Source organism: Streptomyces sp. NPDC030840 (assembly GCF_055572015.1).
In genome coordinates this window covers 13,785-33,749 of the sequence record NZ_JBVIEE010000002.1, presented here as the reverse complement: position 1 = coordinate 33,749, position 19,965 = coordinate 13,785, and the positions used below count along the sequence as shown (strand labels likewise).

Genomic DNA, 19,965 nt, shown 5'->3' with positions numbered 1-19,965 from the left:
GTTCTGGGCGGCCTAGTGACTGTCCGCGCGATCCGGCTCGAACGTCCGTGCGCGGGCGATCAGCAGGGCGACGTCGTCGGAGTCCCCCGGGTGCCTGAGTTCGCGCAGGAGCCGGTCGCAGGTCTCCTCGAGGGAGGCGCGGGGACCGTCGAGGAGACCGACCAGGGCGTCGAGGCGTTCGTCGAGGGGGTGGCGGCGGGTCTCGACGAGCCCGTCGGTGTACAGGACCAGCTGGTCACCGGGGCCGAGGCCGATGCTCGTGGTGTCGAAGGGGACGCCGCCGACACCCAGAGGGGTGCCCGTGGGCAGGTCGAGCAGTTCCGGGTGCCCGCCGCCGCGGACGAGGACGGGGGGCAGGTGGCCGGCGTTGGCGATGTCACACTCGGCGCGGAGCGGGTCGTAGGAGGCGTACACGCAGGTGGCGATGTACTGCTCCAGCCGTGAGGTGATCGTGTCGAGATGCTGGAGGACATCCGAGGGATCGAGATCGAGGTCGGCGAACGCGGCGGTGGCGGTGCGCAGACGGCCCATGGCGGCGGCGGCCTCGATACCGCTGCCCATGACGTCGCCCACGACGAGTGCGGTCCTGTCGCCGTCCAGCGGAAGCACGTCGTACCAGTCCCCGCCCACCTCGTATGCGGCCTGAGCGGGCTGGTAGCGGGAGGCGACCTGCAGTCCGGGCAGGTGGGGCGGGTGGTCGGGGAGCAGGCTGCGCTGCAAGGTCTCCGCGGCGTTTCGGGCACTCTGGTGCGTGCGGGCGTTGTCGATGCACACCGCGGCCCGGGAGGCCAGCTCGGTGGCGATCGCGAGGTCGTCCCCGTCGAAGGGCAGTGGCTCGCGGGCGCGCAGGAGCCCCAGGAAGCCGAGAACGCGGCCACGGGCGGCCAGCGGGACGGCCAGGTAGGAGTGCACACCGGCGCGGGCCAGCAGCGTGGCGGCGTGCTCGTCGCGGCCGATGCGCGTCAGGTCGTCGTCCCGGGTGTGACGGACCAGGATGGGCCGGCCGGTGCGCACACAGCGGGTGGCCAGGCGGTCGGCACCGTACGTGGCGATGTGGCCGGGCGGATCGGCGGCGTGGACGGCGTCGGTGGGGTAGGCGGCCTTCACCGCGAGCGTGCGGAAGACCGCGGCGCCCACTCTGGTGGGACGGCGGCGCTCGTCCACGGCGGAGTCCAGCACGTCGACGGCGACGATGTCGGCGATGGCCGGCACGGTGACGTCGGCCAGCTCCCGGGCCGTCTGCTCGATGCCGAGGGTGGTGCCGATGCGGGCGGAGCCATCGGCGATCAGAGCCAGGCGCCGCCGCGTCTCCGTGGCCTCCACGGCCGCCCGGTGGCGCTCGGTGACGTCCACCACCAGCTCGGCCACACCCAGGACCCGGCCCTGGGTGTCGTCCAGCCGGTACACCGAGATGGAGAAGGCGTGCGTGTGCTCCGGGTCGGCCGCGGTGCGGCCGAGGACGGTGGACTGCTCGACGAGCGGCTCTCCGGTCTCGACGACCTGCCGCATCGCCGCCTCGGCCACCTCGAACTCCCTGGCGCTCATGATCTCGCGGTAGTGGCGGCCGAGGTGGGAACGCGCGGGCAGAGCGTGCATCCGTTCGAGGGCGGGGTTGACGGCCACATAGCGCAGATCGGCGTCGAGGACGGCGATCCCGATGGGGGACTGGGCGATCAGCCGGGTGGACAGGGCGACGTCCCGCTCGATCTCGCGCAGTGTGGGGGAGTCGGTGCCGAGCCCGAGGGCGAAGAAGTCGCCGTGGTCGTCGAGCAGCCGCATGTTGCGCCACTCCACCAGCCGCGAGCGGCCGTCCTTGCACCGGACCGGGAACGCGCCGGCCCAGCACCGGCCGGTCTCCATGACCTCGGCGAAGGTCTTGATCATCCAGTCCCAGCCCTCCTCGCGGGCGAGCAGCCGGGCCGCGTACTGTCCGAGCGCCTCCTTGGCGGCGTAGCCGTACAGCTCCTCCGCCTGCGGACTCCACAGCACGATCCGTCCCTCGGCGTCCAGGAGGACGGCCGCGACGGACAGGAAGTCCAACAGCCCGCTCGGCTGTGACGGTTCGCCCTCCGTCCACCCGGCGTCCGCCGGGCCGGGGTCCGCGGGAGACCACTGGGTTTCGCTCATCGCGGGCACTCCTTCCGCCTGCCGGCCGTTCACCGGCACGGAGCGTGGCCTGTGCGTGTCCGCAGGCTCGTCCGCTTCCATCGTCCACCCCGCACGGTCCGATGACACGTCCGTCCGGTGCGGCGCGCCCTCCCGTGGAAAAGTGGAGAGAACAGCCCCGGCGCGTGTACCGCCGGTGGACGTGCCGGGCGGGGGAGGAGGACACGATGAGTCACCCTGTGCTGGCGGGCGTCGACGGCTCCGCGGACGCCTCGGCAGCGGCCGACTGGGCGGCGCGGGAAGCGGCGCTGCGAGGCGTTCCCCTGCGCCTCGTCCACGCCTCCCCGCCCCTGCCGGGCACCGGCGTGCCGGCACAGGCCGCGGAGAGGCTGCGCCAGGTCGGCGAGCGGATGCTCCAGCGGGAGGCCGGAAATCTCGGCCGACGCCACCTCGCCATCGAGGTCGGCGGCGAGCAGGCCGACCACGCCCCGGCCGCGGCCCTGCTCGCCGCGGCGCGCGATGCGGGCCTCCTCGTCGTCGGCACCCGGGGGACGGGCGGCTTCGACGGGCTCGCGGCCGGCTCGGTGGCCCTGCGGGTGGCGGCAGAGGCTGCCTGCCCCGTCGTACTGGTTCCCCGCCGGACAGCCGACTCCATCGGGGAACGGACCCCCGCGGCCCGGGTCGTGGTGGGGCTCGGCGCGGAGGACGCCGCGTCCGAGCCGGTGGAGTTCGCGTTCTCGGCCGCGGAGGCGCGCGGGGCGGAACTCCTGGTGGTGCGGGCGTGGGCCCTGCCTGCCGAGGCCGTGTCCCCCCGGACGCTGGTGGTGACCGAGGAGGACCGCGCCACCTGGGAGGACCAGGAGGTCCAGCGGCTCTCCGACGCCCTGCGCGCCTGGCGGGAGAAGTACCCGGCGGTCAGGCTCCGCCCCGATGTCGTCCTGCTGCGCCCCGCGCAGGCACTCCTGAGCGCCTCCCGGGGAGCGGACCTGCTCGTCGTGGGCCGCCGCACCGGCCCGCGAGCGGCCGAGGGCGGGCTGGGACCGGTCACCCATGCCGTACTGCACCACGCCCACTGCCCGGTGGCGGTCGTACCGCACCCCGGCTGAGGCGGACCGGGACCGGCGGGGCCCAGGCGGCCATTCGGCCGGGTGACCATGCGGCCGGGAACCCTTCGTCCGGGCGGCCACCAGGCTGGGCGGCTGTGCGGTCAGCCGAAGAACACCTCGAATTCGTCGTACAGCGCCGGATCGACCGTCTTGGTCCGGGCCGTCGCCTCGGCCAGCGGAACGCGGATGATCCGGGTGCCGCGCAAGGCCACCATCGTGCCGAAGTCACCGTCCTTGACCGCGTCGATGGCGTGCAGCCCGAAGCGTGTGGCCAGCCACCGGTCGAAGGGGCTCGGCGTGCCGCCGCGCTGGATGTGCCCCAGGACCGTGGTGCGGGCGTCCGTGCCCGTACGGTCCGAGATCTCCCGGGCCAGCCACTCACCGATGCCGGACAGCCGCACATGACCGAACTCGTCCAGCGTCTGGTCCCTGAGGACCAGATGCCCGGCCCTGGGGACGGCGCCCTCGGCCACCACGACGATCGGCGCATAGTTGATCTTGAAGCGGTCCTGCACCCACGCGCAGACCTGGTCGATGTCGAACGGCCGCTCCGGAATGAGGATCACGTTGGCGCCGCCGGCGATACCGGCGTGCAGGGCGATCCATCCGGAGTGTCGCCCCATCACCTCCACCACGAGGGTGCGCATGTGCGACTCGGCCGTGGTGTGGAGACGGTCGATGGCCTCGGTCGCGACACCGACGGCGGTGTCGAAGCCGAAGGTGAAGTCGGTGCCGGACACGTCGTTGTCGATGGTCTTCGGCACACCGACCAGATCGATCCCCTGACGGCTCAGTTCGGCGGCCACACCGAGGGTGTCCTCGCCGCCGATCACGACGAGCGCCTCCACGTCGTGCGCGGCGAGGGTGTCCCGCACGCGGCTCAGCCCGTCCTCGTGCTTGAACGGGTTGGTGCGGGAGGAACCGAGGATGGTTCCGCCGCGCGGGAGAATGCCCCGCACGCGGGGGATGTCGAGGGGGACGACAGCGTTCTGCAGCGCACCGAGCCAGCCGTCCCGCACTCCGACGAAGTCGAAGCCGTACTCCTGGACGCCCTTGCGGACAACACCGCGGATGACGGCGTTGAGGCCGGGACAGTCGCCGCCGCCGGTCAGCACTCCGACCTTCATGGCTGCCTCCCTTCGGCTGGTCGCCCCACCGGGTCGAGGCTCCCAGCGATCGGAACCGCCGTCCGGGGCCGGCTCCTTCTCCAGCCTCCCTCCAACCGATCAGTGGTGACCACTCCACAGGACCCGATCCCCGGCCACCGGCTCACCCGCGGCCGGTGGGGGACGGTCCGTCACACCGGATGAACGGGGTGCGCCCGGCTCGGTCACAGCCCGTTCTCGCCCGCGTGCGGGTTGATACCGCAGACCCCGGTCCGGGCTCGGGCACGCCCGCCCGCACCATCGCCTCGTGGCCCCGCTGCACCGTGCGTTCGACGAGGCCGGACTCGATGCGGTGGACGGCGTCGCTCAGACCGATGTGGGTCGTGACGTGGATGACCTTCACCTTGGGCCTGGACACCATCATCGACACCTCATCCACCCCGGTCAGGTGGGCGAGGAGCCCGGTGTGCCCGGGGTAGAGGTGGCCCGCCGCGTGCAGCGCCTCCCTGTTGAGGGGGCCGTACCTGTTCCTGGCGGGCGCGATCGCCGTCCTCTACTCCACCCTCATCGGCTCGACCGCCGGGGTGCCCCGGCTGTGGACCAACACGCTCGGCCTGCTCGGTGTCATCGACTGGCACAGCGTGCGCGCCCGCCGCCGCACCATCCAGCTGCTCACCTGCTGCCTGCCGCCCCTGTGGGCCACCTCCTTCCTGTACGTCCAGTCACCCGTCCTCATCGTCCAGATCGGCGGCATCGGCGGCGGCGTCTTCCTGCCGGCCGTGGTCGTCGCCGTGTGGCGGCTGCGCGCCACGGGGGTCGAACGCGCTTTCCGCGCCAACCCCTGGCTCACCGCGGCCCTCGCCCCCAGCAGCGCCGCCATCGTGTTCCTCGGCGTGTACGGCGTCCCGGACGTCCTGGGCCTCACCCTGACGAGCGAGTGAGGCTCGGCGCCGTTCGTGCCCCGAAGGCTTCCGGACAGGATCGGAAGAAGGCGTACCGCCGGAGCGGTCCTGGGCGAGGATCACAGGCATGACGAATGAGATCGTGCTGATGTCGGACCCCAGGGTCGCGGCGATCCCCGTGGCCGACTGCGGAGAACCACTCGTCGACCTCCGGCTCCAGGACTCCCTCTCCATCGACCCGCGGAAGGAGGATCGGACGGGCGCCTTTGCACATCTGCGGGAACAGGTCGTGGCGCGGCTCCTCAAGGCCCAGGACGCGCTTCCGGACGGCTTACGGCTGCTCTTCGTCGAGGGGTACCGCCCGCCCGCACTCCAGCGCCACTACTTCGAGAGCTACGCCGACGAACTGCGCGCGGCCAACCCGGACTGGCCCCCGGCACGGGTGCACGACGCCGCGAGCCGCTACGTGTCACCGCCGGAGATCGCCCCGCACAGCGCCGGCGCCGCCGTCGACCTCACCCTCGTCTCCACCGACGGCCGGGAACTCGACATGGGCACCCGCGTGAACGCCAGCCCGGAGGAGAGCGACGGGGCCTGTTACACGCACGCGGCCAACGTCGGCCAGGAGGCCCGCGCCAACCGGCGCGTCCTCAGCGACGTCCTCACCGCCGCGGGTCTCGTCAACTACCCCACGGAGTGGTGGCACTGGTCCTACGGCGACCGCTACTGGGCCCTCGTCACCGGAGCAGGCAACGCGCTGTACGGACCGCGGGAACTCGGCCGGGCATGAGCGGCCGGACCGGGGTCAGCCGCCGAACAGCTGTGTCCAGTACGTGCCCGCCGAACCACCCCCTGCGAAGCCGATGCCCAGGTGGGTGAACGCCGGCCCCAGGATGTTGGCGCGGTGGCCCGGGCTGTCCATCCAGCCACGGACGACCTCGGCGGGGGAGCGCTGCCCGCAGGCGATGTTCTCGCCGATGGTGCGCCGCGTGGAGCCCGCGGCGGCGGCCCGGTGCCAGGGCTCGCTGCCGTCGGGGGAGGTGTGCGAGTAGAAGGCACGCGCCACCATGTCCGCGCTGTGCGCCTGGGCGGCGGTGGCGAGGAGCGGATCGCCGGCCAGCGGTGGCAGCCCGGCCGACGCCCGCTCGGCGTTGGTGAGCGCGATGACCTCGGCCGCCGTCCGCGTCAGCCCGGCCGGGGTGAGGGGCAGCGCCCACACGGCCGTCCAGTAGACGTCGCCGGACCGCCCGTCGGGAACCCGGGCCAGCCCGACGTCGGTGAACGCCGGTTCGCACAGCGTGGCACGGGGCCGCTCCCCGGACAGGCAGTACTCCACGAACTCGGCCGGTGTGCGCGGACCGGACACCAGGTGTTCGCCGACCGTGAGATACGCGTAGCCGGTCGCCGTGATCCGCTGGAACACGGACCGGCCGTCCGGCCCCTCGGAGGCGAGCCGCCCCCGCGCCGCCATCCCCGCCGCGTGCTCCCGGGCCGCCGCCACGAGCCGCGCGTCGAGCCCCACGGCGGGAGAACCGGCCCTCGCCCGCGCGGAGTTCACCAGGGGCAGGAAACCGTCCGGGTCTGGGGCACCGGCGTGCGCATCGCGGCCGTGCGGTCCCGCGGCGGGACTCGTCCCGTGCGCGGCACGGGCGCCGGGGATCGTCCCCGGCGCGCGGCCGCCGTTCGAGGGCGACGACAGGCCGGGTATCCGCAGACCGCGCCCACGACCGGTCCCGATACCCGGCAGCCGGATCCCGCCGCCGATCCCCGGTATCCGCGGGCGCCCCCGCTCCGGCGCGTCACCCGAACGGGGCGGTGAACCGACGGAGCCCCCGGCACCGGCCACGGCCCCCGTCGCGGGAGCCGCGTCCTCGGCGACGTCGACCCCGAAGTCCCGTGCGACACCGGCCAGTCCGTCCGCGTACCCCTGCCCCAGGGCCCGCAGCTTCCACGCCGGGCCCCGCCGGTAGATCTCGGCGAGCAGCAGAACCGTCTCGCGCTGCGGGCGCGGCGGGGTGAAGCGGGCGACGACGCGTCCGCCGTGACCGGTGACCTGGAGGGAAGGGGCGGGCAGGTGCCCGAGCTGTGTCCCGGGATCGGCGGGGCTGATGACCACCGTGACGCGGCTCGCCCCGGCACGCAGCGCGTCCGGATCGATGGCCAGTGCCTCACCCACGAGGCGGACGCCGGGTGCCGTGCGCTGGTTGTAGAACACGAAGTCGGCGTCCCCGCGCACCTTCCCGCCGTCGCCGGTGACGAGGGCGGACACGTCGAAGGGGCCCGGCACCCGGAGAGTCAGGGTGCCGCCCGGCAGGGGCAGATTGCCCCCGGGAACCAGCTCGCTCATCGCCGCCGCCCGTCTCAGTGACCGTCAGCGGGACAACGTCTCACCTGCGCAGAGGAGTTCCCGCCTCGCCCTGCGGCATCTCGGCGCGGGCGTTCCGCAGGGACCTGAGCGCCAGCAGCAGCACCCCGACGTCGTCCAGGTAGACGGGGTCGGGCACGAGGTCGGCCGGCAGGACGAGATACAGCACCGCTCCCCAGAAGACCCAGCGCGGCCCGGCCGGCAGTCCGGCACGCCGCAGGTCACGCCGGGCCCGCACCAGCCGCACCAACAGCGCCACCGCCACGGCGAGTACGACGGCCGCGAGCACCGCCGCGACGACCACCCACGTCCAGGTGTCCGAGTCCATGTGCCCTGCCCCTCGCTCCCGGTGCCGGCCTGCTGCTGTTCCTGTTCCCGAGGGCGGCCGGTCCTACCGCCGTTCCCCCGACAGGAGGAGGCATCCGCAGGAGGCACCAGGAGGAGTACCAGGAGCAGGACCGTCAGTGCGAGGCGCGCGCCAGGCTGCTGTCCGTGAGGGCCTGGCTCACCGCGCGGATGCTGCGGGCGATGTGGTTCAGCTGCATGACTTCCGCGGCGTACATCTTGATCGTGTGCTCGATGACCGACTCCGTGAGCCCCAGGCGGGGCAGCTCCGCCCGCGCGGTCTGCAGGGCGGTGCGCGCGACCCGTATCTCGTGCTGCACCTGGATCTGGGCGTGGCGGGCCAGCAGGACCGGGTGGCGGAGCATCGGCGGGTAGCTGCCGTAGCGGGCCGGCACCAGCTCGCGCAGCCACTTGGCGGCTGAGCGCTCCCAGTCGTAGCTGCCCGGTGTCTTCACCTGACACGGCCAGTCCGAGCTGATCGGCGAGTAGGTGAGGGCCATGATCATCGCTCCGGTCTTACGTCGACGCCAAGGGGAGTCTGGGCGGCCCCGGCCTAGGGGATGGCCGGAGCCGCCACAACCCGGGGCGCCGTGGCGGGTAGGAGCGGACGGTCCCGGGCGGACTTCGTGGCCCGGAGTTCCGGCCGGGTCACGATCCGCGAGCAGTATTTATATATACCGATGAGTTTGCAAGAACATGAAAAAATTCATACCTGGACGCGGTTGAATAGCCCCATGTTGTGAGAGTGGCGCGAGATGTGTGGAAAGGTCCGGCCGGGGCGGGGGCGTCCTCAGTCCTTGAGGAAGAACTGGTGCTGTTCCGCGATCTGTTCGTACTCCTCCAGGCGTGCCTGTGTGCGCTCGGGGTCCGCGTCGGTCATGGCCTGGAGCAGCGCCCCGGACATCAGCACGGGTGCCGCGTACGAGTCGAAGACCAGGCGTGATCCCGTCCCCGTGGTGAAGACGACGTCGGCCTCGTCGGCCACGGGCCCGAGCGCCAGATCGGTGATCAGCGCGACCTTCAGACCCGCGCTGTGCGCGACCCGCAGGGCGGTCAGCGTCTCCTGCCCGTGCCGGGGCATCGAGAACGCCAGCAGCCAGGTGCCGCCGGCCTCGCGCGACTGCAGCAGCGCGTCGTACGCGACGCTGCCACCCCGGGTCACCAGTCGTACGTCGGGATGGATCCGGCGCGCGGCGTAGGCGAAGTACTCGGCGAGCGACCCGGAGATCCTCAGGCCGAGGACTGTCAGCGGCGTCGACCTGGACAGGGCCCTGCCGACCGTGATCACCTGGTCCGGGTCGGCGAAGTCACGCCGCAGGTTCTCCAGGTTCGCGATCTCGGCGTCCACAGCGGCCTGCAGTTCGTTGCTGCGGTTCTCGGCGGTGGTGGGCGGTGCGCTGCCCAGGGCGCTGAGCGCGATGCCCTGGAGCCTCTCCCGCAGCGCGGGGTACCCGCTGAACCCCACGGCCGCGGCGAACCTGGTCACCGACGGCTGACTGACGCCGACGCGTTCCGCGAGGTCCGTGATCGACAGGAACGCGGCCTCCGTGATGTGCTCGATCAGGTACTGGGCGATGCGCCGCTGCCCGGGCGACAGACGAGGCCCGTCGAAGAGCTCCCGGAGCCGGACCGTGGGCGCGGCCGTCTCCGCCTCGGGAGCCGTCCGGCCCGAGGTGATCGCCGATGCCTGAGCGCGTGCCTGCTGCGGCGACGGCACCCGTGCGCCTCCTTCGTCTCCCACGAGCACTCAACATAGCCCACCGGTGTTCCGGCCCAGGGCGGGCGACCGGCGGACAGCGGGCCTCGAAGTCGGTCCGGGCGTGGGCACGATGCCGGACCACCGAGCGCGACGTCCGGCGGCGTCGCGGCCCTGGGCGCCCCTCCCGTGGTGCGCTTGCGCGCGAGAGGCCGACCGGTTGCCGGTGGTGCCCATGGGGTCCGGCGGGGCCCGCGGGGTCCTCGCCGGCGTACCGGCCCACCCGTGCGTACCGGCTGCCGGCCGGCGTTCCGCGACCTGACATGCGGGGACCCCGTTTCGACCGCGCGCTCGGGGTACCCGCATGGTCCCCGCAGACGACAGGGAGGACCCTCGTGAACGTGACCCCCATGCCCGTGTCACAGGTCCAGGTGGTTCTCAGCGACTGCTCCGCGCACGACGCCGGCCTCCTGTTCGACGCCCTGTGCACCTGCTTCTCCTCGGACCGCTGCGTCGGCGAGGAGCCGCACGCGGCGAACCGCGACCGCCCGACCGTGTGGACGGGCACCTTCGAACTGCTCGACGATCCCGAGCACCCGACCGGCCACCCCCATGAGCCGCACGCCGTGCCGCTGTCGGGCCCCGTGCATGCCGACGTCCAGGGCAGTCCACTCGCGGTGCGGCATCTCAGGCAGGCCCTGGAGGAGTCGTTCAGCGTCCAGGAGGTCGGAGCCGTTCCCGGTGACCAGGAGCTGCAGGTACAGCTCGTGCTGGAAGGGCGGGCGGCCCGTACTCCCTTCACGACGAGCGGCTGAGCCGTGGCGCTGAGGGTCGGGGTGGCGGCGCGGGACAGCCGCGTCGCCCGGGAGTCGGTGACGGAGGGCGCGGCGCGGGCCGGCCTCGCCGCGCGCGGAGCCATCTACCTGCTGGTCGGCGTGCTGGCCCTGCAGATCGCCTTCGGCGACGGCGAGCGGCAGGCCGACCGCGGTGGAGCACTCGCCGAGCTGGCCGAGAAGCCGTTCGGAGCCGTCCTGCTGTGGGCGCTGGGCGTCGGCCTGGTGGGCATGGCGCTGTGGCGACTGTCCGAGGTGGTGTTCGGCGCGGCGGGCGCGGACGGCCGCACCTGGCGCAAGAGGCTGGCCTCGGCCGCGCGCTGCGGCTTCTACGCGGTGGTCGCCTACTCGGTGCTGTCGTTCGCCGCGGGCGCGGGGAGCGGCGGCGGCAACTCCAGCGACGAACAGTCCAGGGACGTCACGGCCAGGGCCCTCGGCCTGCCCGGCGGTCAGTGGATCGTGGCCGCGGCGGGCACGGGCGTGGTCGTGGCGGGTGTGTGGATCGGTGCGCGGGCCGTGATGCGCAGCTACCACAAGCATCTCCGGCTCGGTGAGATGACCCGGGGGACCCGCAGGGCCGTGGACACGGCCGGAGTGGGGGGTGGCGCGGCGCGCGGCCTGGTGTTCGCCGTGGCGGGCGCCTTCGCGATACGGGCCGCGGTGGACTACGAGCCGGACAAGGCCAAGGGGCTCGACGACACCCTCCGCTCCTTCGCCGAAACCCCGCTGGGCCCGACGGCCCTGACGGTCGTGGCCGCGGGCCTCGTCCTGTTCGGGCTGTTCTCCTTCGCGATGGCACGCTGGCGCAGGGTGTGACCGCGGACGGCAGGCCCGGCGGCCAGGCCGCGGCGTGCCCGGGCAAGCACCAGCCGGTCCTACGGAAACAGCCGGTCGAGGAGGGGGCTGCGGAACACTCCGTGCGGATCCAGCCGGTCCAGGGCGTCGGCGGCCTGGTCCCAGGCCGACCGCCCGTCATCGTCACCGTCAGCGCCACCGTCGCCGTCGCTGAAGGACGCGGGCACCACCCCGCCCAGGACGTCCCCGTCGCTCCAGGCGGCCGCGTCCGTGTACGCCCAGCCCTTGGACCACTCGACCCTCGTGAGGGCGTACCCGCCGTCGTACGTGCCGAGCAGGAACCGCTCCAGCTCCCGGTAGAACGCCTCCGCGTCCGGCGTCCCCGGCAGGGTCAGCACGTTCAGCCACACGGCGGTGTCCCACTCGGGCCGGTCGGCGCGCGGTCGCAGCGCGGACAACAGGGGCGCCCGGGCACCGTCCACCCCGGTGACCGAGGGGTCGTCGAGCCCGCTCACGCGGATCTCGACCGTGCCGTTGACGGGGAAGCTCCCACGGGCGGCGTACGCGGTGAGCCGCTCCCGGTAGAAGGCGGTGAACTCGGCGATGACCCGCTGCACCTGGTCCCGCGAGGTGAGCACGGCGTACCCGTTGGTCCCGACCCGCAGCGTGGTCGGCCGGAGGTAGAGCAGCGTGTTCTTCGACGGCCCCCAGATGTCGGCCGACCGCGTCGCCGTCAGTCCGGCCACGGCCGCCCCGAACTGCGCCTCGCCCAGCACCGGCGCCAGATACCAGGCCCCCTCCGTCACCATCCGCCCGACGAGATCGGCCACGGGAGTCGGCACGCTGTCGGAGAACGGGTAGTTGTACGGCGACGTCACCCGGCGCGAGGCGAGCGGACGCCGCGGTGCGACGCTCCACACCTTGAGCCAGGGGAACTCGGTGAAGGGGAACCAGATCGCCTCGACCCGCCCCGCCTCGTCAAGGAAACTCGCGAACGTCCGCCCGTCGCCGCCGGGTTGCGCGAACAGCTCCGCCGCGGAGACGTCGGTCCGGCTGACGCACCGCAGGTTGGTGTCGGCGCCCACGCGCAGCACGACCTCGGTGACCAGCGCCCGGCCGAGGTGGGTGAGCAGGGCGGTGCCGTCCGCGTCGTCACGTCCGTAGGTGCGCAGGACGTACGCGTCACTGCCGGCGTCCCACACCACCGCGGTCAGCGACAGCACGAGGTTGCTGAGCGAGCCGTACGTGTGCCCGGGCAGCGGGCGCTCCCCGCGGGCGGGTACGGCGGTGCCGTGCGCGTCTACGGCCAGGGCACCGCCCACGGTGAGGACACCGGGAGCGGGGGCGGCCGTGACGCCGAGCCCATGGCCCTCCAGGAAGGTGAGGAGGGCTTCGAGCGTCGCGCCGGTGCCCGCCCGCACCGCGGCGGGCTCGGTGGACTCCAGGGTCAGGCCGGTGAGATGCCGGGTCGTGTCGACCAGCAGCACCGGCGTGCCGGGATCGGTTCCGGTGGGGACGGTCAGCGGGGACCAGCCGTGGGAGGCCCCCCGCGCACGGACCGTCCAGCCCTGCCGCCGGGCCCAGTTGACCACGGCGACGACCTCGTCCGCGCCGGCGGGCGCGCAGGCCCAGAGCCCGTCCGCGGTGATCTCGCCGACCCAGTTGCGGTACGCGGACCGGTAGAGCTCGACCCCCTCGGGAAAACCCGGGAGTTCGGCCGCCGCGGCGGCCCGGTCCGGGAGTGCGAACTGCGGGCCGGCGGTCAGGGAGGCAGCGGTCAGCAGGAAACCGCGACGCGACCAGGCGGCACGAGCGTCACCCTTCGAAGGCTCGGTCACACCGGTCACGCTAGGCGGCGATCGACAGGTACCGCCATACCGTCAAAAAGCCTCACACGTGTGAGTGAACTGATCCCTACACGCGCTTCACAACGCACACCTCTTCGCCATCCAACACAAGGAGCCCAAGCAGCCGGGAGGCCACGGTGTCCGACAGCGCAGACGACTGGGTCCGAGGCCGGGGCCGCGACGAGACGGAGGAGGAGCGTGCCGACCGCAAGTGGGTCGAGCTCATCCAGGAGGTCCGTGTGGCCCAGACGGGCGTGCAGATCCTGTTCGGCATCCTGCTCACCGTCGTGTTCATGCCTCGGTACCCGCAGCTGTCGCAGACGGACCGGAACCTCTACATCGCGACGGTGGTCCTCGGGGCCGCCGCCACCGGTGCCCTCATCGGTCCGGTCTCCTTCCACCGGCTCGTCTCCGGCCGGCGGATCAAGCCGCAGACGGTGACCTGGGCCTCCCGGCTGACCCTGGCCGGGCTCCTGCTCCTGCTGGCCACGATGACGGCGGCACTGCTCCTGGTGCTGCGCGTCGCCACCGACGACGACTACGTGCCGTGGCTGGTGGCGGGGGTCGTCGCCTGGTACTTGCTGTGCTGGTTCGTCCTGCCCATTTGGGCACGCCTGCGTCACCGCGGCCCCGAATGACACTTCATCCGTTGGCTGAATGGTGGTGTTGCCCGTGGGCCGGGCGGCGCGCAGGCGCGCACTGCCATGGACCGTGACCGGAGCACCGCCTTCCGCCCAACGTCCCGTCAACTCCTCGCCGCCGCAGGCACCGTCCCCTCGTGGGCGCGGCCCCGGCGCAGGCACGACCGCGCACCGCCCCTACCTGTCCTTCGCCCAGGCCACCAGCGGTTCGGCGGCCCTCTCACCCGCCGGTCACCGCCTGGTGGCCGAGGTCCAGAGCGTCCTGTGGTCCCTCCCCCGCACCGGAGGCACCGCCCGCCCCCCTGACCCCACCGGACCTCGAACCCAACCGGCCCACGCACGCCCCGGACGGCGGGCTCAGCGCGTTCTGCGCCTACCAGGGCGGCGGGTTCCACATCTGGACCGTCCGCCCCGACGGCTCCGGCCTGCGCCGGCGCACCCACGGCACGTGACGCCCATGGGTCCTGACGGGTGCTGCTGGGCGGTGCTTCTGAGGGGTTCTGCTGGACTCTGCTGGACTCTGCTGGACTCTGCCGGGCTTTTCCTAGCCGACCTCCGCTTCCCGCCGCTCCCGCGAGCGACTCCGGGTGCGTTGCCGTTCGAGCCGGACCAGCAGCGGACGGCTGCCGAACAGGCTCAGCTGCTGTACGTGGACGGGTGCCAGGCCGAGTGCCAGGGCGTGGCCCAGCCCGCCCGCCTCGGGGAGCAGCACGATCGCACGCCCCTCGTCGGTGAGGACGCGGGCGAGTTCGTGCCACCACCGTTCGGGGTGCCCGGTCAGGCGCCCGCCCGCGTCGACCTGGTCTCCCCACGGCGGGTTGCACAGAACGCGGTCGATGCTGTGGTCGGCGACCGGGAGGGCACCGGCGTCACCGCGTTCCACGCTGACCGGGAGCGGCCCGGCGTTGTGCCGTGCCGCCCGGCGCGCTGCCGGATCGAGATCGAATCCGAGCAGCGTGGTGCCCGGCACCGTGTGGTGGGCCTCGATGAGCAGCGTCCCCGCCCCGCAGCACGGATCAAGCACCCGCTGGCCCGGACGCAGCTCGGCCGCCTGGGCCATGGCCGCGGCGACCGGCGGGTGCAACGTGCCCGGAATCGTCGCGTTCTTGTAGGCACGCCGGTGTGCCGGGCGCCGGCCCAGGCGGAGCAGCAGGGTGGCATGGGTGCCGTCCAGTGTCAGCCGCCACCCGCTGTGTCCCGGCGGCGGAGGCTCGCCGTGCCGACGCGTGTGATACGGCACGCCGGCGCGCTCGGCCAGCACCCGGCCCACGGCGTCCTCGATGTCGTAGCGGTTGTACGTCCTGCGCCCCAGGAAGGACGCCGAGATCTCGATCCCGCCGAACCGGGCCGGGCCGCCGCGTGCCCGACGCTCTCGGGCCAGAGCCTCCAGGTCGACCGCACGGGCCAGCCCGGCCAGAGCGGCCAGGTCGCTCTTGTGCGGTCCGGCGTCGCCCTGGCGCCGGGCCAGCAGGAAGACGTCGTCGGCGGTCCGCAACCGCACGCCGCCGTCAGCGGTTGTCCGTGTCCGGAAGCCCACCTCGCGATGGCCGATCCAGTCGATGGCCGCGGAGCCCGTCCGCAGAATCTCCGTGCCGAGTGCGGGCTCCAGCCCGCGTACGCACCGCGCCACCAGGCGCGCCGCCGTCACAGGACGGCCGGCGTGCCGGGACGGGGGTGCCGAACAAACACGCGCCGCATGCGCATGATGGCGTTTTCTCCCACGTCGCAGCCCGGGACGGTGGACGACCGTCCCGCATCGTCGGCGCCGGGTGGATCCGCGTCGTGCCGACGGGGCGGCTAGCGGAGGTGGAAGAAGTACGTCATGATCAAACAGCTTATCAGGGCGCCAAGTTCCGTGAGAGCCTTCGGACATGGCCGTCATACACCGCACCACCGTCAAGCCCACCAAGCTGGAACTGCTCACCACCTGGCTGCCCTCCCGCCCGTGGTACGGGGGTGCCGGTGAACCCCAGCCGGCCAAGGCCGGCGGCTTCCGGCTGGACGACCCGGCGGGCGAGGTCGGGATCGAGTTCATGGTGGTCAACGACACCTCCGGGCCCGAGCCGGCCGGCTACCTGGTTCCCATGACCTATCGCGGTGCCCCGCTCGACGGCGCGGAGCACGCTCTGATCGGCACCATGGAGCACGGGGTCCTCGGGCGGCGCTGGGCCTACGACGGCTGCCACGACCCGGTGCTGGTCGCCCAGTTGTGGGCCCTGATCGCGGGGCGCGTCCAGGCCCAGGCGCAGAGCGTCACCGACACCCCTGACCGGGAGGTCACCCGTTCCTTTGCCGGTGCGGGCCTCACCTCCCCGGATGTCGCAACCCCCGCCACCGACGACGAGGAAGGCACCGAGCTGCCGGCGCCACAGGGCACGACCCTCCGCCTCCACCGGGTCCTGCGACCCGTGCCGGACGGCTCACCGCTGCTTCCCGAGGGCGCCATCGGCCACGTGGGCGGCGCCTGGCAACTGCCGGACGGCACCCGCGCCCGCGGGCTGTTCGCCGTGCTGCACACCGGCTCCCGGAGCTAGTGGTCGGTCTCCTTGCCCAGGAACAGCTCGGCGAAGCTGGTCGCGGCGGCAGGGGAGCCGAGGACGCGGCGCAGACGCGCGGACGCCGCGCCCGCGCGGAAGGGGTCACCGGACGACGGCCCGTGGTACAGCTCGGAGAGCCACTGTGAGAACTCCTGGTAGTGCCAGACCCGGCGCAGAGCCGTCGCCGAGTAGCCGCGCAGCCCGCTGTCGTCGCCCTTGCCGAAGTACGCGGTGAGCGCGTCACCGAGGAGCAACGCGTCGTGCAGCGCCAGGTTCATGCCCTTCGCCGCGATCGGCGCCACGAGGTGGGCGGCGTCACCCGCGAGGTACAGCCGTCCGTGCGCCATCGGTTCGGTGACGTAGTTGTGCATGTCGAGCACGCGCTTCTCCACGAGCCGGCCCTCGGTGAGCGGCGGCGCGCCGTCCACGGCCAGGCGGGCGTGGAGCTCGGACCACACCCTTTCGTCCGGCCAGTTCTCCGGGGCGTCGCCGGGCGGGCACTGGAGGTAGTAGCGGGTGACCTCGGGGCTGCGCGCCATGTGGCCCGCGAAACCTCTCGGGTGCACACCGAGGACCACGCAGTCGGAGGACGGCGGTGCCTCGGCGAGGAGCGCCAGCCAGCCCACGCCGTGATCGTGTCGGGCGACGGTGGTGGACGCGTCCGGCATCGCGGTGCGAGTCACGCCGCGCGCCCCGTCGCAGCCCGCGACGAACTCACAGCGCAACAGCCGCCGTTCACCGGTCTCAGGGTCGGTGTACGACACGGAGGGCCGCTCGGTGCCGATGCCGTGGAGCTCGACGTCGCGCACGCCGAACAGGATGTCGCCACCCCGCACGTCGGCGTACTCGCGCACCAGATCGGTCACCAGGAGCGGCTGCGGATAGACGTAGTGGTGGTGTCCCGTGATCTCGGTGTACCGCAAGCGCCGCCGCCCGCCCTCGAAGCGGAACTCGAACTCCGTGTGCGTGGGCGCCCGTTCCACGATGCGGTCGGCGAGACCGCGCCGTTCCAGGGCCCGCACCGCCCACTCCTCCAGGAAGCCCGCGCGAGGCCGCTGCTCGATGAACTGCCGGCTCTCGGTCTCCAGGACGACGCAGTCGACGGAGGCGGCCCTCAGGAGGTTGGCCACGGTCAGCCCGGCGGGTCCGGCACCGACGATCACGACGGGAACGTGCCGCACCGGCACGGCGGAGGGGGTGGTCACCCGACCATTATGCGGGCGCCCACCAAACCACGACCTCAAGTCCACTTACTGACGAGGAGGTTGCGCGAAACCGGCCGGAACGCGCTCCCAGAGCCCTCGACGCGCCTCCGCGCGCCTGGTTGACCACGCGCCGCCCGGCCCTAGAGTGAACGAACGCCGACTGATTGAAATCCAAACTGCCTGTGTTGAGGAGTTGCACGTGGAGCCTGCGGACCTCGCGGCGATCGAGGCGGAACGCGCCCGCATCCGGGACCAGTACCTGACGGCGGACCGCCCGGCGAGCAGCGCGCGCGGTGTGCACCACGTGGCGCTGCTCTCCTCGGACGTCGAGCGGACGGTGCGGTTCTACCAGGACCTGCTGGAGTTCCCCCTCACCGAGATGATCGAGAACCGCGACTACCAGGGCTCCACGCACTTCTTCTTCGACCTCGGCAACGGCAACCTGCTCGCCTTCTTCGACTTCCCCGGCCTCGACCTCGGCCCGTACGCGGAGGTCCTCGGAGGACTCCACCACGTCGCCATCTCCGTCGAACCCACCACGTGGCGCCGCCTGCGCGACAAGATCGTCGCGGCGGGCGTGGACCACCAGGAGGAGAGCGGCACGTCGATCTACTTCCGCGACCCCGACGGCGCCCGCGTTGAACTCATCGCCGACCCCCTCGGCGAGATGTACGGGACGTCGGTGGCCTGACCCGTACGCCGCGGGCACCCCTGCCCACGGCATCGGCGGCCACCCCGCCCCCCGGCGTCACGGGCACGGCGGAAATCCGGTGGCCCGACGGCTCCCCGCCCGCCTACCATCCCGCCCGTGACGCAGCTCGAGAACGTCCTGCAGCTGGTGCGCCGCATCCTCGGCGACGACCTCACCGGCGCCTACCTGCACGGTTCCGCCGTGCTTGACGGTCTGCGCCCGAGCAGCGACCTCGACGTGCTGGCCGTGGCCCGCCGCCGGACGGGACAGGACGAGCGGCGCGCCCTGCGCGACGGACTCATGCGCCTGTCCGGCCCCCGGGCCGAGGGCGGCCCGGCCCGCCCCGTGGAGCTGACCGTCGTCGCGCAGCACGATGTCCGCCCGTGGCGTTACCCGCCGCGCTGCGACTTCCTGTACGGCGAATGGCTCCGCGACGACTACGAGCGGGGTGCCGTGCCCGAGCCCGCCGTCACCCCCGACCTCGCCCCGCTCATCACGATGACGCTGCACGGCGACACGGCACTGCTGGGCCCGCCGCCCGCCGAGGTCCTCGCACCCGTCCCGCACGAGGACCTGCGCCGTGCGATCGTCGCGGGCGTCCCGGATCTCCTCGCCGACCTGGAGCCCGACACCCGCAACGTCCTGCTGACCCTGGCCCGAATCTGGACGACCCTCGCGACCGGCACCATCAGGTCCAAGGACGCGGCGGCCGCCTGGGCGCTCGGCCTCCTCCCGCCGGAGCACCGCCCGGCTCTGGCCCTCGCCCGGGCGGCCTACCGCGGTGAACAGCCGGACGACTGGCGGGCCCGCATGCCCCAGGCCCGCGCGCTCGCCACGTACATGGCCGACGAGATCCACGACAGGGCCGCGAACTGAAGGACGCCCGGTTTCGTGGTGCTCCAGTCGGGTGGCCTGGCGCCGCGGGTGTGCGGGCATGCCGGGGACCGGCGCCGGGCCTGCATACCGTGCGTATGTGGCGGCTCATCGAAGCCTGCGGGCGCGCTGGCACGACTCGGCCATCGGACGGCTCTGGCAGCACGGCGCCGAGCTGGAACTCCTGCACCGGTCCATGGGTTTCGCCGCTCTCGGCCTGGTCACCCTGGCGCCGCTGCTGATCGTCGTCGCGGCGGCCGCACCCTTCCAGGAGCGGGGCTTCGCGCTGTGGGTGATCGACGGCATGAGCCTTTCGGGGCGGCCGGCGGAGGCCGTGCGGGAGCTGTTCTCCGCTCCCCGGAAGGTCCTGAGCACCACCAGCGCGTTCAGTGTGCTGGTCCTGGCGCTGTTCGGCGTGGCCTTCGCGTCCAGCGTGCAGAACGGCTACGAGAGGATCTGGGAGGTGGCCGCGGGCCCCTGGCACTCGGTGTGGCGCCAGGTGGTGTGGCTCGTCCTGCTGACGGCGTATCTGTACGCCGAGGCGCAGAGCGGCGCGGTACTGCGGGAGGGACTGGCCCAGTCGGCTGTCCGCATCACGCTCGGCGCGCTCTTCGGGCTGCTGTTCTTCTGGTGGGGACAGCACTTCCTGCTCGGTGAACGGGTGTCGTGGTGGGCGCTGCTGCCGGGGGCCCTGGCCACCGTGGCGGGACTGGGGGGCCTGCGCTGGTTCTCGTTCCTGGTGTTCTCACCGCTGATCGTGGACAACGCGGTCACCTACGGTCCCGTGGGCACCGTGCTGATCGTGCAGTCCTGGCTCATCGGCGTCGGGTTCGTGGTGTTCGGCGGCGCGCTGCTGGGCCGCCACGTCCACGATGCCTGGGAGCGGCGGCGGGCGACATGACGCCCGTCCGCGCCCC

General features: G+C 72.9%; 20 protein-coding genes and 1 pseudogene. 11 read left to right on the top strand and 10 right to left on the bottom strand.

All coding sequences use genetic code 11. The annotated features are described in order from the left end of the window. Positions 1-12 precede the first annotated feature (12 nt). Complete coding sequence (locus ACZ49J_RS04105) at positions 13-2,127, bottom strand: SpoIIE family protein phosphatase (protein WP_467457480.1); 2,115 nt, start codon at positions 2,125-2,127, stop codon at positions 13-15. Between the two features lie 206 nt (positions 2,128-2,333). On the opposite strand from ACZ49J_RS04105, the gene ACZ49J_RS04100 reads away from it, so the two are divergent. Then, entirely contained in the window at positions 2,334-3,212 is an 879-nt protein-coding gene (locus tag ACZ49J_RS04100) for a universal stress protein (protein WP_467457481.1), read from the top strand. A 101-nt stretch (positions 3,213-3,313) separates the two neighbouring features. Here the strand turns inward: ACZ49J_RS04100 and ACZ49J_RS04095 are convergent, their stop codons facing one another. Both ACZ49J_RS04095 and ACZ49J_RS04090 read right to left on the bottom strand, forming a co-directional pair. After that, positions 3,314-4,339, bottom strand: a complete 1,026-nt coding sequence (locus ACZ49J_RS04095; RefSeq protein ID WP_467457483.1) for a 6-phosphofructokinase — start codon at positions 4,337-4,339, stop codon at positions 3,314-3,316. A gap of 142 nt (positions 4,340-4,481) precedes the next feature. Next, positions 4,482-4,817 carry a 4-hydroxythreonine-4-phosphate dehydrogenase PdxA gene (locus ACZ49J_RS04090; protein WP_468348234.1) on the bottom strand — a complete coding sequence of 112 codons (336 nt, stop codon included), beginning with the start codon at positions 4,815-4,817 and terminating at the stop codon, positions 4,482-4,484. Between the two features lie 10 nt (positions 4,818-4,827). On the opposite strand from ACZ49J_RS04090, the gene ACZ49J_RS04085 reads away from it, so the two are divergent. Together ACZ49J_RS04085 and ACZ49J_RS04080 are read left to right on the top strand one after the other, a co-directional pair. Next, the gene (locus tag ACZ49J_RS04085) at positions 4,828-5,259 is read left to right on the top strand and encodes a hypothetical protein (RefSeq protein ID WP_467457485.1); all 432 of its coding nucleotides are present in this window, start codon (positions 4,828-4,830) and stop codon (positions 5,257-5,259) included. Between the two features lie 88 nt (positions 5,260-5,347). Further along, complete coding sequence (locus ACZ49J_RS04080) at positions 5,348-6,010, top strand: M15 family metallopeptidase (RefSeq protein WP_467457486.1); 663 nt, start codon at positions 5,348-5,350, stop codon at positions 6,008-6,010. Between the two features lie 15 nt (positions 6,011-6,025). On the opposite strand, the gene ACZ49J_RS04075 is transcribed toward ACZ49J_RS04080, so the two are convergent. The 4 genes from ACZ49J_RS04075 to ACZ49J_RS04060 all read right to left on the bottom strand — a co-directional run bounded on the left by ACZ49J_RS04075 (position 6,026) and on the right by ACZ49J_RS04060 (position 9,647). Continuing rightward, positions 6,026-7,567 carry a CAP domain-containing protein gene (locus ACZ49J_RS04075; protein WP_467457487.1) on the bottom strand — a complete coding sequence of 514 codons (1,542 nt, stop codon included), beginning with the start codon at positions 7,565-7,567 and terminating at the stop codon, positions 6,026-6,028. 40 nt (positions 7,568-7,607) lie between these two features. Next, positions 7,608-7,913, bottom strand: coding sequence for a DUF1232 domain-containing protein (locus ACZ49J_RS04070; protein WP_467457488.1), 306 nt, complete (start codon positions 7,911-7,913; stop codon positions 7,608-7,610). A gap of 133 nt (positions 7,914-8,046) precedes the next feature. Then, entirely contained in the window at positions 8,047-8,430 is a 384-nt protein-coding gene (locus ACZ49J_RS04065) for a hypothetical protein (RefSeq protein ID WP_366830808.1), read from the bottom strand. Positions 8,431-8,720: 290 nt separating this feature from the next. Beyond that, a complete protein-coding gene (locus tag ACZ49J_RS04060; RefSeq protein ID WP_467457490.1) occupies positions 8,721-9,647 on the bottom strand; it encodes a MurR/RpiR family transcriptional regulator in 927 nt (308 codons plus the stop codon). A 389-nt stretch (positions 9,648-10,036) separates the two neighbouring features. Here ACZ49J_RS04060 and ACZ49J_RS04055 point away from each other — a divergent pair, with 389 nt between their 5' ends. Together ACZ49J_RS04055 and ACZ49J_RS04050 are read left to right on the top strand one after the other, a co-directional pair. Then, positions 10,037-10,441, top strand: a complete 405-nt coding sequence (locus tag ACZ49J_RS04055; protein WP_467457491.1) for a hypothetical protein — start codon at positions 10,037-10,039, stop codon at positions 10,439-10,441. A gap of 3 nt (positions 10,442-10,444) precedes the next feature. After that, positions 10,445-11,275: a DUF1206 domain-containing protein gene (locus ACZ49J_RS04050; RefSeq protein ID WP_467457492.1), complete on the top strand. Its 831-nt coding sequence runs from the start codon at positions 10,445-10,447 to the stop codon at positions 11,273-11,275. A 59-nt stretch (positions 11,276-11,334) separates the two neighbouring features. On the opposite strand, the gene ACZ49J_RS04045 is transcribed toward ACZ49J_RS04050, so the two are convergent. Continuing rightward, a complete protein-coding gene (locus ACZ49J_RS04045) occupies positions 11,335-13,092 on the bottom strand; it encodes a cholesterol oxidase substrate-binding domain-containing protein (protein ID WP_467457493.1) in 1,758 nt (585 codons plus the stop codon). Positions 13,093-13,238: 146 nt separating this feature from the next. Here ACZ49J_RS04045 and ACZ49J_RS04040 point away from each other — a divergent pair, with 146 nt between their 5' ends. Beyond that, a complete protein-coding gene (locus ACZ49J_RS04040; protein WP_467457494.1) occupies positions 13,239-13,739 on the top strand; it encodes a DUF6328 family protein in 501 nt (166 codons plus the stop codon). 66 nt (positions 13,740-13,805) lie between these two features. After that, positions 13,806-14,188 (top strand): annotated as a pseudogene (locus tag ACZ49J_RS04035) (TolB family protein); the annotation flags it as partial. Positions 14,189-14,286: 98 nt separating this feature from the next. On the opposite strand, the gene ACZ49J_RS04030 reads toward ACZ49J_RS04035, so the two are convergent. After that, positions 14,287-15,390, bottom strand: coding sequence for a TRM11 family SAM-dependent methyltransferase (locus ACZ49J_RS04030; RefSeq protein WP_467457495.1), 1,104 nt, complete (start codon positions 15,388-15,390; stop codon positions 14,287-14,289). A gap of 223 nt (positions 15,391-15,613) precedes the next feature. On the opposite strand from ACZ49J_RS04030, the gene ACZ49J_RS04025 reads away from it, so the two are divergent. Then, complete coding sequence (locus ACZ49J_RS04025) at positions 15,614-16,276, top strand: maltokinase N-terminal cap-like domain-containing protein (protein ID WP_467457496.1); 663 nt, start codon at positions 15,614-15,616, stop codon at positions 16,274-16,276. Here ACZ49J_RS04025 and ACZ49J_RS04020 read toward each other — a convergent pair. Continuing rightward, complete coding sequence (locus ACZ49J_RS04020; protein WP_467457497.1) at positions 16,273-17,484, bottom strand: 4-hydroxybenzoate 3-monooxygenase; 1,212 nt, start codon at positions 17,482-17,484, stop codon at positions 16,273-16,275. The genes ACZ49J_RS04025 and ACZ49J_RS04020 overlap by 4 nt on opposite strands. 199 nt (positions 17,485-17,683) lie before the next feature. Here ACZ49J_RS04020 and ACZ49J_RS04015 point away from each other — a divergent pair, with 199 nt between their 5' ends. The 3 genes from ACZ49J_RS04015 (at position 17,684) to ACZ49J_RS04005 (ending at position 19,949) form a co-directional block, all read left to right on the top strand. Next, entirely contained in the window at positions 17,684-18,175 is a 492-nt protein-coding gene (locus tag ACZ49J_RS04015; RefSeq protein WP_467457498.1) for a VOC family protein, read from the top strand. 108 nt (positions 18,176-18,283) lie between these two features. Then, entirely contained in the window at positions 18,284-19,051 is a 768-nt protein-coding gene (locus ACZ49J_RS04010) for an aminoglycoside adenylyltransferase family protein (RefSeq protein WP_467457516.1), read from the top strand. A gap of 58 nt (positions 19,052-19,109) precedes the next feature. Beyond that, positions 19,110-19,949 carry a ribonuclease BN gene (locus tag ACZ49J_RS04005; RefSeq protein WP_467457499.1) on the top strand — a complete coding sequence of 280 codons (840 nt, stop codon included), beginning with the start codon at positions 19,110-19,112 and terminating at the stop codon, positions 19,947-19,949. Positions 19,950-19,965: the final 16 nt, after the last annotated feature.